Annotated in this window: 17 protein-coding genes; 8 read left to right on the top strand and 9 right to left on the bottom strand. The window is 61.7% G+C overall.

Features of this window, described 5'->3' with window-relative positions:
* Window positions 1–73: 73 nt before the first annotated feature.
* On the top strand, window positions 74–970 hold the full coding sequence (locus FHX10_RS03415) for a DMT family transporter (protein WP_063474668.1): 897 nt from the start codon (window positions 74–76) through the stop codon (window positions 968–970).
* Window positions 971–1,002: 32 nt separating this feature from the next.
* Here FHX10_RS03415 and FHX10_RS03410 read toward each other — a convergent pair whose 3' ends face one another.
* Together FHX10_RS03410 and FHX10_RS03405 are read right to left on the bottom strand one after the other, a co-directional pair.
* A complete protein-coding gene (locus FHX10_RS03410; RefSeq protein ID WP_063474667.1) occupies window positions 1,003–1,539 on the bottom strand; it encodes a GNAT family N-acetyltransferase in 537 nt (178 codons plus the stop codon).
* A gap of 44 nt (window positions 1,540–1,583) precedes the next feature.
* Window positions 1,584–2,336: a nucleotidyltransferase domain-containing protein gene (locus tag FHX10_RS03405; protein ID WP_063474666.1), complete on the bottom strand. Its 753-nt coding sequence runs from the start codon at window positions 2,334–2,336 to the stop codon at window positions 1,584–1,586.
* A 284-nt stretch (window positions 2,337–2,620) separates the two neighbouring features.
* Between FHX10_RS03405 and FHX10_RS03400 the strand changes: the two genes are divergently transcribed.
* Both FHX10_RS03400 and FHX10_RS03395 read left to right on the top strand, forming a co-directional pair.
* Window positions 2,621–3,316: a fumarylacetoacetate hydrolase family protein gene (locus tag FHX10_RS03400; RefSeq protein ID WP_063474665.1), complete on the top strand. Its 696-nt coding sequence runs from the start codon at window positions 2,621–2,623 to the stop codon at window positions 3,314–3,316.
* Window positions 3,317–3,326: 10 nt separating this feature from the next.
* The gene (locus tag FHX10_RS03395) at window positions 3,327–3,857 is read left to right on the top strand and encodes a gamma carbonic anhydrase family protein (protein WP_063474664.1); all 531 of its coding nucleotides are present in this window, start codon (window positions 3,327–3,329) and stop codon (window positions 3,855–3,857) included.
* 287 nt (window positions 3,858–4,144) lie between these two features.
* Here the strand turns inward: FHX10_RS03395 and FHX10_RS03390 are convergent, their stop codons facing one another.
* From FHX10_RS03390 to FHX10_RS03370, 5 genes are all read right to left on the bottom strand, one after another.
* Window positions 4,145–4,546 (bottom strand): hypothetical protein, encoded by a 402-nt coding sequence (locus FHX10_RS03390; RefSeq protein WP_047610727.1) that lies wholly within the window; start codon window positions 4,544–4,546, stop codon window positions 4,145–4,147.
* A gap of 410 nt (window positions 4,547–4,956) precedes the next feature.
* Entirely contained in the window at window positions 4,957–5,355 is a 399-nt protein-coding gene (locus FHX10_RS03385) for an ester cyclase (RefSeq protein WP_047610729.1), read from the bottom strand.
* 85 nt (window positions 5,356–5,440) lie between these two features.
* Window positions 5,441–5,839 (bottom strand): Fur family transcriptional regulator, encoded by a 399-nt coding sequence (locus FHX10_RS03380; protein WP_047610731.1) that lies wholly within the window; start codon window positions 5,837–5,839, stop codon window positions 5,441–5,443.
* Window positions 5,836–6,651, bottom strand: a complete 816-nt coding sequence (znuB, locus tag FHX10_RS03375) for a zinc ABC transporter permease subunit ZnuB (protein ID WP_063474663.1) — start codon at window positions 6,649–6,651, stop codon at window positions 5,836–5,838. Before znuB ends, FHX10_RS03380 begins: the two co-directional genes overlap by 4 nt.
* Window positions 6,644–7,579: a metal ABC transporter ATP-binding protein gene (locus tag FHX10_RS03370; protein WP_063474662.1), complete on the bottom strand. Its 936-nt coding sequence runs from the start codon at window positions 7,577–7,579 to the stop codon at window positions 6,644–6,646. Before FHX10_RS03370 ends, znuB begins: the two co-directional genes overlap by 8 nt.
* 102 nt (window positions 7,580–7,681) lie before the next feature.
* Between FHX10_RS03370 and FHX10_RS03365 the strand changes: the two genes are divergently transcribed.
* From FHX10_RS03365 to FHX10_RS03355, 3 genes are all read left to right on the top strand, one after another.
* Window positions 7,682–8,710, top strand: a complete 1,029-nt coding sequence (locus tag FHX10_RS03365; protein ID WP_063474661.1) for a zinc ABC transporter substrate-binding protein — start codon at window positions 7,682–7,684, stop codon at window positions 8,708–8,710.
* A gap of 143 nt (window positions 8,711–8,853) precedes the next feature.
* On the top strand, window positions 8,854–10,059 hold the full coding sequence (gene zigA / locus FHX10_RS03360; RefSeq protein ID WP_063474660.1) for a zinc metallochaperone GTPase ZigA: 1,206 nt from the start codon (window positions 8,854–8,856) through the stop codon (window positions 10,057–10,059).
* Window positions 10,056–10,235 (top strand): hypothetical protein, encoded by a 180-nt coding sequence (locus tag FHX10_RS03355; protein ID WP_063474659.1) that lies wholly within the window; start codon window positions 10,056–10,058, stop codon window positions 10,233–10,235. Before zigA ends, FHX10_RS03355 begins: the two co-directional genes overlap by 4 nt.
* A gap of 142 nt (window positions 10,236–10,377) precedes the next feature.
* Here the strand turns inward: FHX10_RS03355 and FHX10_RS03350 are convergent, their stop codons facing one another.
* Complete coding sequence (locus FHX10_RS03350; protein ID WP_184389088.1) at window positions 10,378–10,701, bottom strand: RcnB family protein; 324 nt, start codon at window positions 10,699–10,701, stop codon at window positions 10,378–10,380.
* Window positions 10,702–11,018: 317 nt separating this feature from the next.
* On the opposite strand from FHX10_RS03350, the gene FHX10_RS03345 reads away from it, so the two are divergent.
* Complete coding sequence (locus tag FHX10_RS03345; protein ID WP_047611743.1) at window positions 11,019–11,402, top strand: VOC family protein; 384 nt, start codon at window positions 11,019–11,021, stop codon at window positions 11,400–11,402.
* Window positions 11,403–11,530: 128 nt separating this feature from the next.
* A complete protein-coding gene (locus FHX10_RS03340) occupies window positions 11,531–12,862 on the top strand; it encodes a hemolysin family protein (RefSeq protein ID WP_063474657.1) in 1,332 nt (443 codons plus the stop codon).
* Window positions 12,863–12,939: 77 nt separating this feature from the next.
* Here FHX10_RS03340 and chrA read toward each other — a convergent pair whose 3' ends face one another.
* Window positions 12,940–14,361: a chromate efflux transporter gene (gene chrA / locus FHX10_RS03335; RefSeq protein ID WP_063474656.1), complete on the bottom strand. Its 1,422-nt coding sequence runs from the start codon at window positions 14,359–14,361 to the stop codon at window positions 12,940–12,942.

Below are 14,361 nucleotides of genomic sequence, written 5' to 3'. Positions count from 1 at the left end.
TCGAAATTTGTCATGTGCGATGACACCTGGCCTGACCTATGTCAGAGCAGAACGTTATCGAAATGAGTATGCCATGACAGATCAATCAATCGTCCGGCCCGAGCCGCGACGACACCCTCTCCTCTGGCCCGTGCTCGCGGCACTTCTGGTGATCAGCTGGAGTTCCGGTTTCGTCGGCATCCGCTACGCCAGCGAGGGGGCAAGCGTCATTCTGGTCTTGTTCTGGCGCACCCTTCTGTCGGGACTGATACTGCTGCCCTTCGCGCTGACCATCGGGCCAAGGATGCATCTGCGCAGTGTGCTGGGGCAAATGCTGTTCGGCGTGATGTCGGTCTTCCTCTATCTCGGTGGATTCGCTCTCGCCATCGAGCAGCGCGTGCCGACGGGACTGGTCGCACTGATTTCCGACCTCTTGCCGCTGGCGATTGCGTGCCTGTCGCAACCGCTCCTGGGCGAACGGCTGACATTGCGGCAATGGCTGGGGACGACGATCGCCGTGGTGGGCGTTCTGCTCGTTTCGCTCGAAAGCCTGAGCTTCGGCCAGGCCCCGCTCTGGGCCTATGGGCTGACGGCCGGCTCGATGCTGATTTTCGCCCTCGCCTCGGTTCTCTACAGACGGCGGCGCGACGAGCACATGCCTGTCCATCAGAGCCTTTGCATCCAGACCCTGACCGGCTCGGCCTTGTTTTCGTTCTGCGCCTTCATGCAGGGCAATATGATCCCGCCGATGACCATCGATTTCGCCATCGGCATGACATGGCTCGTGCTGATCGCAACCTTTACCGCCTATTCGGTCTATTACACCAGTCTTCGACTTTTCCCGGTGGCGCAGGTCAGCGCCGCAATCTACCTCAGCCCACCCGTCACCATGTTATGGGCCTGGGCCCTGTTTTCCGAGCCGCTGACGGCAACGATGTTCGTCGGATTGGCGGTGACAATGGTGGGTGTCTGGATGACCTCGCGAGCGTGAACGCTTGTGCGGATGCGATCGGCGCTTGCCGCTTAAGTCCGGAAACTGCCGAAGGCGTACATGTTGGTCGGCGCGCCGTGCAACATCACCTCGCACTCGAAGGCGAAGCCACATTTTTCGAGAATGCGTCTTGACGCGGTGTTGGCGGTGCGAACCAATCCGATCACGCGATCGGCCTGCAGATCGTCGAATGCAAATGTCAGGGATTCCCTGACCAATTCCGTGGCATAGCCATGGCCCCAGCTTTCAGGTTGCAGATGATATGAAAGGTTGAGGCCATCGAATTCCGTGGAAACAGTGACGCCGCCGAACCCTATCAGCGCGCCGTCTGACTCAACAGCCCAACGCCCGAACCCGTGATCTTTCCAATGCCCGATATCGCGCGCGAGCCGCGCAGCACTTTCCTCCGGCGTATCAGGCCGGGGCACCGGTCGGTGTGCGACCAGTTCCGGCCGCGAAAAAAGCCGGATCAGGAAATCGGCATCCCCTTCCACCGGAGGTCTGAGAAGCAATCTGGCGGTGCGCCTCACGGCAGACTGCAAGACACCTTTGAACTCATTCTCAAACATCTTTCATCCAATTTTCAAAATGCGGCAACGTGACCGATACCAAATTATTCCAGGCGGCGCGCTTCCAGCGGCGCGTTCTGCCGGTACCCGTCGAAATAGCGGCCGCCATGCAGGGCGAGCTCGCGGTCGGCAAGGGCCAGCAACCGGGCGCCGTCGCCCTGCCCCGCCAGCCTGAACGCCGCGTCGAATTCGGCCGCCAGTTGCGCATCGAGCGTCTTCAGGACACGCGGCGCCCACTTGCCGCGGCCGCTCCATGCGCCGCGCCCGAGCAGGATCAGATCGGCGAGCTTCTGGTAGAGCAGTGCGGCGATAGCGGCGACCTCTTCGGGCGGGCGGGCGCCGCGCAGGTCATCGGCCAGATCGGTGACCTGATAGCGCAGCATGTCATAGTCTGCCCCGGCAAGAGGCTTGGGCCCTGCCGCCAGAATATCCGCCGCCTTTGCCTGGATGAGGCGGGCGCTGTCGATATCCGGTCCCAAAATGCAGCCTGTCATCACCATGTTGACCATGATCGGATAGCCGCTGTCAGCATCCCGATGAAGATAATGCGCTAGCGTCTGCGCATCGTGGACGAAGGCCTCGACCGGGAAGCCGTCCTCAGTGAACGATTCCCGCCAGGCTCTTTCCAGCGACGGGAAGACGACGACCAGATCGATATCGGAAAACGCAGTCCCTTCGCCGCGCATGATGGAACCCGCCACATAGGTGAAAGCAGCCCCGGCAAAGCGGCTGGCGACACAGCGGCGGGCAGCGGCCAGCGCCCGCTCCGCGAGAATATGTTTCTGGATATCGTCCACGATCTCGTCCTCGAATGCGGGACACGGGCGGGAACAAAAAACCCGCTCGTTTCCGGCGGGTTGGTCTCAGCAGCGATGAACGGAATTCAGTTCACGCGTCCACCACCCACCGCGGCGCGGTGGTCGTAGACTTGGTCGAAACTGCAAAAATCCTGCTCATGGCCAAGGTTAACCCGCGACCGTGACGGCGTCAATGCACCCGATCCGGGCGCCAGGGATGCTTTCCCGGCGCGACGTTTTCCGTCTAAGATGGCGCAAGAGTCGAAAACAGGAAGAGCCCGCCCATGCCCCATCCCGCCACCGTCATTCCGCGTCCCGCACCGGTACTGCTGCCGGTGGAAGGCAGCGCCGAGCGTTTTCCGGTGCGCCGCGTCTATTGCGTCGGGCGCAACTATGCCGACCATGCGATCGAGATGGGCCATGATCCCAGCCGCGAGCCACCCTTCTTCTTCCAGAAGAATGCCGACAACCTGCTGCCGGCGGGCCACGCCTTTCCCTATCCGTCGCTGTCATCAGACGTGCATTACGAGGTCGAATGTGTGCTGGCGCTGAAATCCGGCGGCGCGAACATTCAGGCCGCGGATGCGCTCGACTGCATCTACGGCTATGCCGTCGGCATCGATTTCACCCGCCGCGATCTGCAGGGCGAGGCAAAGAAGCTCGGCCGTCCCTGGGAAGTCGGCAAGGCTTTCGAACATTCCGCCCCCGTTTCGTCGATCGTTCCGGCCAGTCGCCTCGGCCACCCCACGCAGGCAAAGATCTGGCTGGAACAGAACGGCAAACGCGTTCAGGACGGTGATCTCAACCAGATGATCTGGAAGGTGCCGGAGATCATCGCCGAATTGTCGAAGCTTTTCACCTTGGCGCCCGGCGATATCATCATGACCGGCACGCCCGCCGGCGTCGGCGCAGTCGCCAGGGGCGATCATATCTATTGCGGCATCGACGGTATCGCCACCCTATCGGTCGAGGTCGTCTGAGGAGAGAGTCATGCCCGTCTATGCGCTCGGCGGATCGACGCCGAAACTGCCCGCCGCCGGCCTCTATTGGATCGCACCGGATGCCAACATCATCGGCCGAATCGAGCTCGGCGAGAATGTCGGCATCTGGTTCGGCGCAGTGCTGCGCGGCGACAACGAGAAGATCACCGTCGGCGGAGGCAGCAACATCCAGGAGGGCGTGATGGCCCATACGGACATGGGCTTCCCGCTGACGATCGGCAAAGGCTGCACCATCGGCCATCACGCCATTCTCCACGGCTGCACCATCGGCGACAACGCGCTGGTCGGCATGGGCGCCACCATCCTCAACGGTGCGAAAATCGGCAACAACTGCCTCGTCGGCGCCAATGCACTGGTCACCGAAGGCAAGGAATTCCCAGACAACTCCCTGATCGTCGGAGCACCCGCCCGCGTCCTGCGCACGCTCGACGAAGCGGCAATCGGAGCCATCCGCCGCTCGGCGGAAAACTACGTCGCCAACTGGCAACGCTTCGCCCGCGATCTCAAGCAGATCGGGTGACGCGCCACAGAGTTGTTGCCATTGGCAATCCAATCAAGAAAAACGCCGCTTCGGGATTCCGAAATTCGCGGCGTTTCGTGAGGTGTGGACGGAGAGAAACAGCCAATGATTTCAATGCCGCAACCAATTTCGGGATTCCGAAGTGCTATATAGAGTCTGGTCGGGTATTGCCGGCATCGACTAATCGCAGCCGGGCCAATAGCTGCCGTAGCCACTCCAGTGGAGACCTCGCATCGATCCCCGACGCCTCGAAATGACGGCCCAGCCCGATTTCGCGGAAGAGTGCCTTATTCGGCGGCTTCGAGAAACTGGCTGTTCCGTGAGGAAGAGGCAAGAGCCTGAACCCTGGCTTCGGCCTTGGCGATCAATTGATAGAATTCGTCCTGCGCTTCGACATCCAGTTGGATGACGGCATTGACGTCGTCAGGTGTATCGCAGACGCAAGCGACCGCCGAAATGGGACAGATGCCGCCGGGATAACGTTTGCCGCTGCCCGTATAGGCGCGGCGACCCCAGCGCTCGGAATAGACCGTCTCTTCCCGTTCGAGATGCAGGATCGTTCCCTTGCAAGCGGTCACGATAGCTGCCTTGCCGTAAGCGAACCAATGATAGTTCAGCTTCCGGAGAATATATTTGCCGGTGATATCTTCGCCCGCCAGCTCGGCAGGGTTTTCAATCATTCTGATCATGACGGCTTCCTCAACGTTTAAACAATATCCGTCATGTCGTCGCGCGCAGCAAGTCGAAAAACGCTGCTTTTGGAGACACTTAGTCACAAAGTGTTTCCGATTCTTACACCAAACGCTCGCGGAGCTGCCCGTCGGGCACACAATTCTTCGTCGAATTTACCGCAACCTGCCACCGATTTTGCCCTTGCTCGAGCTGGCGGCGACGTCAATGTCCCCTGGTGTTTCTCGGTCAGGGCTCGATATCTCTTTCTGACTGGCCCGAAGACCGCGCCGTTTTCATCCCGGGAAACGGCCGGTTCGTTTCGCCAATTTGCCACCTGCAGAAGAATTTTATGGTCGACGCGATCAACCCATCTCCGCCACCGTTCCGTCAGAACCCACCAAGGTCGGCAAACCGCAAGACCGTGCAATCACCTCTCGCCTCGAAGCTGAGCTTCGATTGCCACCTTGTCGATCACCGACCAGACCTCGACGATCTTTCCGTGGCGAAATTCGTAGATCACGTTCTCGCTGAAGGCAACGCGCCTACCGTTGACCTCGAGGTCGAGGAATTTTCCCTTCGGCGTGCAGTCGAAGCCCAACCGGCAAGCGACGTAAGGCGGGTCGGCGATCAGCATCAGGACATTGAAATGGAGATCGGGAATCTCATCGAAATCCCGCTCGAGCATGGCGACGTAACCCGACAGCCCAAGCCGCCGGCCGTTATGGATCGCGCCGTCGTCGACGAATTGCCCTAGCTTCTGCCAGTCCTGGCTGTTCAGGCAGGCAATGTAATCGCGGTAGCGGTCGGAGAGGTCGGTTTTCGTCACGCGATTGCTCCTGTGTTGCAGGAATGAGGTGGGTGGCGTTCTCACCAGACGTGGCGCATCGGGAAACGGCCGCAACCCGCTCCAATCAGGCCGCACAGGCCTCGCACAATCCGCGGATCTCGATCGTCGTCTTTTCCGGCTTGAACTTCTGGCCGCGCACCCAGGCCATCAGCCGATGGTCGACTTCATGGTCGTGGAACTCCATCACCTGGCCGCAGCTTTCGCAGATCGCGAAGGCGACGATGCCGTGGCTGTGGCAGTCGTCGCCGGGATGGGCGCAGGCGACGAAGGAGTTGATGCTTTCAAGCCGGTGCACGACGCCATATTCGAGCAGCTTCTCCAGCGCCCGGTAGACCTGCAGCGGCGCGCGAAAACCGTGATCGCGCAGCTTGTCGAGAATGGTGTAGGCGCTGAGCGGCCCATCGGCCTTTTCGAGCACATCGAAAACAAGCGACTGGTTCTTGGTCAATTGCGGTGTCGTCATGAGCCTTGTCCTTGCATGACCGCGCGATGGCGCCTGAGGGGAAGCAGGCTGAGCATGAAGAGGATCAGCGCCGCAACCACGATCGAGGGGCCGGAGGGCGTGTCGTAGGTGAGCGAACCGAACAGCCCGCCGACGACGGCGATGGCCCCGATCAGCGAGGCGAGCACCGCCATGACCTCAGGCGTCGACGAGAAGCGCCGCGCCGCAGCCGCCGGAATGATCAGCAGCGAGGTGATCAGCATGATGCCGACGATCTTCATGGCAATCGCGATGACGACGGCCATCAGCAGCATGAAGAACAGCCGCGCCCGCTCCGGCTTCAGCCCCTCGGCCTCGGCGAGCTCGGCATTGACGGTCGCCGCCAGCAGCGGCCGCCACAGCCAGGCCATTGCCACGAGAACGAAGAGCCCACCGCCCCAGATCAGCGCGATGTCGGTCGTGGAAACGGCAAGGATATCGCCGAACAGGAAAGCGATGAGATCGATCCGCACCCAGCTCATGAAGGCGACCATGACGAGGCCGATCGCAAGGGTCGCATGCGAGAGGATGCCGAGCAGCGCATCGGCCGACAGCGCCTGGCGCTTCTGCAGGAACAGCAGCAGCACCGATACGAGGGCGGCGACGGCAAACACGGCCAGTGTCAGATTGAGTTCGAAGAGCAGCGACAATGCGACGCCCAGCAGCGCCGAATGGGCGATCGTATCGCCGAAATAGGCCATGCGCCGCCAGATGATGAAGCAGCCGAGCGGCCCCGTCGTCAGCGCCAGCCCGACGCCGGCAAGGATGGCGCGCACGAAGAAATCGTCAAGCATGGCGATCTCCCGCCGCATGCTCATGGGCGTGCGGATGCGTGTGGCCATCACCGGCATGCCCATGGTCATGCCCGTCATGCCCGTGGTCGTGCGCATGGCCGCCGTCATGCGCGTGATGCCCGTCATCGGCGTGGCAATGATCGGTGACCGTGCCGTCCGCATGCTGCACGCGCCCATCCGGCAGATGCGTATGATCGTGATGATGGCTGTAGACGGCCAGCGTCTGCGCCGCCCGGCTGCCGAACAGGCGCACATATTCCGGGCTGCGGCTGACGGATTCGGGCGTGCCGCGGCAGCACACATGACCATTGAGGCAGATGACGGTGTCGGTCTCGGCCATGACGACGTGGAGATCGTGCGAGATCAGCAGAATGCCGCAGCCGCTGGCGTTGCGGATCGATTTGATGAGATCGTAGAGGGCGATCTCGCCGGAGAAATCGACCCCCTGCACCGGCTCGTCGAGCACCAGCAGATCCGGCTTGCGGGCAATGGCGCGTGCCATCAGCGCCCGCTGGAATTCGCCGCCGGAAAGATGCTGCACTTCGGCATCGAGCATATGGGCGATGCCGGCGGATTCGAGCGCCGAGAGCATGTCGCGCTCGGGCAGCGGGCCGGTCAGCGTCATCAGCCGACGCACCGAAAGCGGCAGGGTCCAGTCGATCGACAGCTTCTGCGGGACATAGCCGACCTTGAGGCCGGCCTTGCGCTCCACCCTGCCCTCGTCGGGCTTCAGCACGCCGATTGCCGCTTTGGCGCTCGTCGATTTGCCGGAGCCGTTCGGCCCGATCAGGGTAACGATCTCGCCGCGCGAGACGGAAAAATCGACGCCGCGCACCAGCCAGCGGCCATTGCGGAGAACGCCGACATTTTCAAGCGAAACCAGCGGTTCGGCCCTGACACTACCGAGGGTCTTTGCGGGAGAGAGCATCAAATTTTCCGAAAGTGCTGTTGCGTCCTGCTATTGCACACGTTATAGCATAACGCAATTGATGTAATAACATAACAATTGTAATTCAAGGGAAGCACACTGATGCAACGTGCCCTGGGGCCATTTCTCAAAGTCTTGGCCTTCAAAATACCGGCTCTCGCAATCATGGGCGTCGCAATCCCCGCCTTGCTCTTTGCCGGAACGATGCGGGCCGCCGATGCGCCTGTCGTCGTCACCTCGATCAAGCCGATCCATTCGCTGGTTTCGGCGATCATGCAGGGCGTCGGCGAACCGGAACTGATCGTCGACGGCGCCGCCTCCCCGCACACCTACAGTCTGAAGCCGTCGAATGCCCGCGCTTTGCAGGACGCCAAGGTGATTTTCTGGGTCGGTCCCGGCCTCGAGGCCTTTCTCGAAAAGCCACTGCAGGCGCTCGGCCGGGATGCCAGCATCGCTGCACTCGATGAAGCGCCCGGCCTCGTCAAACTCCCCTTCCGCGAGGGCGGCGCCTTTGAAGCGCACGATGACGGCGACGAGCACGACACTGCCTCCGGTCACGAACATCACGATGCCGAAGCCACGCATGCTGCCGACGATCACCACGACCACGGCGCCTTCGACACCCATCTCTGGCTCGACCCGATGAATGCCAAGGCGATGGCCGCCATGATCACCACGACGCTGGTCGCCGCCGATCCCGCCAATGCGCTGACCTATCAGGGCAACGCCAAGGCTCTCGACGACAAGCTGGATGCGTTGGATACCGAGATCAAGGGCATTGTCGCTCCCGTCAAGGACAAGCCCTTCATCGTCTTCCACGATGCCTACCAGTATTTCGAGCATCGCTACGGCATCCGGGTCGCCGGCTCGATCACCGTCAGCCCGGAAACCATTCCCGGCGCCGAGCGTGTTTCGGAAATCCACAGCAAGGTCGGGCAACTCGGCGCCACCTGCGTCTTTGCCGAGCCGCAGTTCGAACCGCGCCTCGTCGATGTGGTCATCGAAGGCACGCACGCCAAATCAGGCGTGCTCGACCCCGAAGCGGCGACGCTGAAGGCCGGCCCCGATCTCTACTTCACCCTCATGCGCGGCATCGCCAACAGCATTAAGGGCTGCCTCTCCGGCGCATGATTGTCATGCGCCGCGCTGCGCGTCCTGCCGGACACGCGACGTTTTGGAGAAAGCTGAAGCGGAAGAAGGCGGACACCCCCGTTCCGCCTTTTTTCAGCGCAATCCATGTAATGATATAACATTAATAATTCGATGAGGTTCCCATGGACAATAGACTTCCCGTCACCGTGCTTTCAGGCTTCCTCGGCGCCGGCAAGACGACGCTGCTCAACCATGTGCTCGCCAATCGCGAAGGTTTGCGCGTCGCCGTCATCGTCAACGACATGAGCGAGGTGAATATCGACGCGGCGCTGGTGCGCGACGGCGGCGCCAATCTCTCCCGCACCGAGGAGCAGCTTGTCGAAATGACCAACGGCTGCATCTGCTGCACACTGCGCGACGACCTGTTGAACGAGGTGCGCCAGCTCGCCGACCAGGGCCGCTTCGATTACCTCCTGATTGAATCCACCGGCATTGCCGAGCCCCTGCCCGTCGCCACCACCTTCGAATTTCGAGATGAGAACGGCCAAAGCCTTTCCGACGTCGCAAGGCTCGACACCATGGTGACCGTCGTCGACGCCGCCAACCTGCTTGCCGATTATGCCTCAGCCGATTTCCTCGCCGACCGCGGCGAAACGGCGGGTGACGGCGACAACAGGACCATCGTCGACCTGCTGGTCGAGCAGATCGAATTCGCCGATGTCGTGGTGCTGAACAAGGTCGGCACGGCCAGCGAGGAAGAGCGCGACGCCGCCCGCAAGATCGTCACCGGCCTCAACCCCGATGCCAAGCTGATCGAGGCGGATTTCGGCAGGGTGGCGCTGAACGAAATGCTCGGCACCGGCCGCTTCGACATCGACAAGGCCGAGACCCATCCACTCTGGTACAAGGAGCTGCACGGCTTCCGCGATCACGTGCCGGAGACCGAGGAATACGGCATCCGCTCCTTCGTCTATCGCGAAAAACGGCCCTTCCATCCGGCAAAGCTGCAAGCCTTCCTCGACAGAAGCTGGCCGGGCGTGGTGCGCGCCAAGGGCTTCTTCTGGCTGGCGACCCGGCCGCATCATGTCGGCGAGATCAGCCAGGCGGGCGCGATCGTTCGTACCGGCAAAATGGGTCTGTGGTGGGCGGCCGTACCCCGCGAACAATGGCCCGAAGAGCCAGGCTTCATGCGCGCCATCGGCCCCTATCTCGACCCGGTCTGGGGCGACCGCCGCCAGGAAATCGTTTTCATCGGCGCCGATCCGATGGACGAAGCCTGGATCAGGAAGGAACTCGACGCCTGTCTGGTCGACACCACGGTGTTTGCACCGGAACGCTGGCGCAAACTGCCTGATCCCTTCGCCAGTTGGAGCCGGCAGGCAGCATGAAAGCGACGGCGATCAAATCCTACCGCTGCATCTGCCAGGAATGCGATCCCTTGCCAACAATCGAAGGACTTCATCCGCTGACGTATCCACCGGACCCTGAGACTGAAACCCGCAAACCGAAGGGATTTCTCGGCATCATCGCTGACCGGGTAATGCCTTTGCGCCGGCAGGATTAACCGATCACCGGCGAGAGCAACCCCTCCCTCACCTGCGCCTGTCGCAGGACTGACGGAGAGAACGAGGATACCTATCGATACTCATTGCCCTCAGTTGGAAAGAGGGCAGCCAAATCCGTCCTCTTTCCTCATCCATCTGCGATCAACGGACGGTAATGATGCTGGAGATGATGCCGCTGGTGACGCTGATCAACAGGTAGTCATTGTCAGCGCGGACCCAGCGATAACCGCGCGGCGGAGGCGCCAGCCGATAGCGGCGGTAGTCGTTGACATCGGAGAACCGGCGACGCTCGCTGGCATTGACGCGGTATCCCTTTTTCCAATGCGGCCGGATGACCTTCTTCTCAACGATCACCCGCTTCTGCACGACAGGCGGACGGCGATAATCGTCAGCACTGGCCTGGGAGACAATCATCGGAGACAGAAGAAAGGAGGCGGAAAAAAGAGCTGCAAGAATCTTTTTCATGTCGGGTTCCTCGTGTTGGCACGGGAACAAACTAGGGCTGAAAAGATGAACCGAAACTGAAATATAAATTAAATTTTCGTAATAGAATCCGATGGCTGTGGGTTGCGGCTAATATTTTAGGTTAGTCTTATACACTATGACGAAGAGCCGTTTTACCCGACACGGCACAATCGCTGCATAGCCCCAAAAGATCGGATTCGATTTTCGGAAGAATTGGGCGCAGATTCAAATAATGCAGCGTGTCCCTGCCTCCGAACGAGCGCTTGGCGCCGTCGGGACTGTCGTGCGGGATCGCTCTAGAGACAGTGGAGGAAATCATGCCCGGCATCAGCGTGCGCTATATCGTCGACGACGTCGACGTCGCGTTGGAATTTTACACGAGACATCTCGGCTTCTCGATCGCGCTTCATCCCGCGCCCAGCTTCGCCATCCTCACCAGGGACGGCTTTCGTCTGCTCGTCAGCGGCGTAACGGGACCGGGCGGAGCGTCTCAGGCGATGCCAGACGGACGAAAGCCCGAGCCCGGCGGATGGAATCGCATCCAGATCGAAGTCGCGGATCTGGAAGCCGAAGTCGCCACGCTGCGCCAGGCCGGCGCGCGTTTTCGCAACGAGATCGTGCAGGGCATGGGCGGCAAGCAAATCCTCCTCGAAGACCCGGCCGGAAACCCGATCGAACTCTTCGAAGCACCGAAGAGATGACGCGGCAGCGGTCACCCGATGACGGCAACCCGACATCCACATCGCGTGCAGCAAGAATGCGGCTGCGCCTTGCTACCTCTGTCCGAGCGTGTAGTTTCGGACTCGCATCAATTCAGAGGTAGGGAAACATGTCCGAATCCGCGGGCGGGCTCTTCGACTATGTCGGGATACTAGCCGTGTTGCTTCTCGTGGCCGCCAATGGCTTCTTCGTCGCCGCCGAATTCGCACTGGTGTCGGTGCGGCGCAGCCGTGTCACGGAACTTGCCGCGGCAGGCCGCATGAATGCCTCCGCACTTCAGCGCGCCGTCGACAATCTCGATGCCAACCTCGCAGCCACTCAGCTCGGCATCACCATTTCGTCGCTCGCCCTTGGCTGGGTCGGCGAGCCGGCGCTTGCGCACCTGATCGAGCCTCTGCTGTCCTGGCTGCCCGGGCAATGGGCGGCGACAGGCGCGCATACCGTCGCCATCGTCATTGCCTTCGTCATCATCACGGCGCTGCACATCGTGCTCGGCGAGCTCGCGCCGAAAAGCCTGGCGCTTCAGCGCAGCGAGGCCACCTCGCTTGCTGTGGTGCGTCCGCTCGGGTTCTTCCTCTTGCTGTTCAAGCCGGCGATTTTTGCCCTGAACGGCATGGGCAACCTCGTGCTGCGCGGTGTGGGTCTTCGCGCCGGAACCGGCGAATCGTCGTTCCATTCGCCGCAGGAGCTCAAGCTGCTGGTCGCCGAGAGCCAGGAGGCCGGCCTTCTCAACCAGGTGCAGCAGCAACTGGTCGAGCGGGTGTTCAACATCGGCGACAGACCGATCTCCGACATCATGACCCCGCGTCTCGATATCGAATGGTTCGACGCCGACGACAGCGACGCCGAGATCCTGAAGACCATCCGCGAATGCGGCCATGAGCAGTTGCTGGTCGCGCGTGGCTCGATCGACGAACCGATCGGCATGGTGTTGAAAAAGGACCTTCTCGACCAGGTTCTGGACGGCGGCAAGGTCCGGCCGATGGAGGTGATCAAGCAGCCGCTGGTGCTGCATGAGGGCACCTCGGTCGTCCGCGTGCTCGACAGTTTCAAGGCCTCGCCCGTTCGCCTCGCCATCGTCATCGACGAATATGGCAGCCTCGAAGGCATCGTCACCCAGACCGATCTGCTCGAAGCCATCGCCGGCGACCTGCCGGGATCCGATGAAGAGCCCGACATCGTCGTCAGGGAAGACGGCTCGCTCTTGATCGATGCGATGATGCCGGCCTTCGACGCCTTCGAACGGCTGGGCCTGCGCGATCGTCCGGATGCCGATTTCCATACGCTTGCGGGCTTCGCGCTGCATCAGCTCCAGCACATCCCCGAAGCCGGCGAAACCTTTCTCTTCGACGGCTGGCGCTTCGAAGTGCTCGACATGGACGGCATGCGCATCGACAAGATGCTCGCCACGCGCATTCCCGCGGATGGGGCGGAAGCCTAGTCTAGCGGATCGTCCCGCACGATGCGGAGGTCTGAAGTATTAGAGCGTCCTTTGTGCGTCCGAAAGGACGCACGGCTCTAGTTCACCGCCAGCGTCCAGATCATCCCTGCAACAGCACAGGCGAGCAGCGTCGCGATCACGGAAGCCTTGAAGCGGAAGATGGCGACGGCAGCAGCGGCCGACAGCGCCATAGCCGCCGGCACAGCCGATTGCAGCACGGGGATATCGAGCCGCAAGCCGCCAAGGCCGACGGTCGCGACCTCGGCAAACAGCGTGTGCAGGGCAAACCAGATGGCGAGGTTGAGAATGACCCCGACGACCGCCGCCGTTATGACCGACATCGCGCCGGCAAGCGCGATGTTGCCGCGCAGTTTCTCGATGAAGGGCGCGCCGAGGAAGATCCAGAGGAAACAGGGCACAAAGGTGACCCACGTCGTCAGCATCGCCGCAAGCGTGGCAGCAAGCATCGGGTTCAGTGCTCCTGGATCGCGGTAGGCGCCCATGAAACCGACGAACTGCACGACCATGATCAGCGGCCCCGGGGTCGTCTCGGCCATGCCGAGACCATCCAGCATCTCGCCGGGTTTCAGCCAGCCGAAATGCTGCACGGCCTCCTGCGCGACATAGGCCAACACGGCATAGGCGCCGCCGAAGGTGACGACCGCCATCTTGCTGAAGAACAGGCCGATTTGGGTAAAGACACTGTCGGCACCGAAGGTTGCGTAGAGCACGGCGAGCGGAGCGAGCCAGAGGGCGAGCAGCGCGGCCGACATGCGCAGCGACCAGGCAAGATTAGGGCGCGCATGCGCCGGTATGCCCTCGCCGAGCGCCGACTCGGCATCCGACAGCACCGGGCCGCTTCCGGCCTTGTGGCCACCGCCCGTCCGGAAGGCCGCAAGCCCGAACCTGCCGCCGACAAAGCCGGCGATGCCGGCCGCGAGCACGATCAGCGGGAACGGCATATGGAGAAAGAAGATGGCGATAAAGGCCACGGCCGCAATAGCGACCATGACGTTATTCCTCAGCGCGCGGCTGCCGATGCGGATGACCGCCTGCACGACGACGGCGAGCACCGCCGCCTTCAGCCCGAAAAACAGACCGGCGACGATGGCGACGTTACCGTAAGCCGCATAGATATAGCTGAGACAGAGGATCGATAGAAACCCCGGCAGCACGAACAGCAAGCCGGCGACGAGACCACCCGCTGTCCGGTGCATCAGCCAGCCGATATAGACGGCGAGCTGCTGCGCCTCGGGTCCGGGAAGCAGCATGCAATAATTCAGCGCATGCAGAAAACGATGCTCGCCGATCCATCGCTTCTCGTCGACAATGATCCGGTGCATGACGGCGATCTGGCCGGCGGGACCGCCGAAGCTCAAGGCGGCGACGCGCAGCCACACCCTGAAGGCGTCACCAAACGAGACGCCGTGATGATGCGCCCCATTCGCGTCCTCCCCCGCCATTTTGCCGCCGGATGCAGCATCCGTCATCTCGGCCAT

Origin of the sequence: Rhizobium sp. BK591 (assembly GCF_014195045.1) — a bacterium.
Lineage (GTDB): Bacteria > Pseudomonadota > Alphaproteobacteria > Rhizobiales > Rhizobiaceae > Rhizobium > Rhizobium anhuiense.
This window is presented reverse-complemented; position numbering and strand designations above follow the sequence as displayed.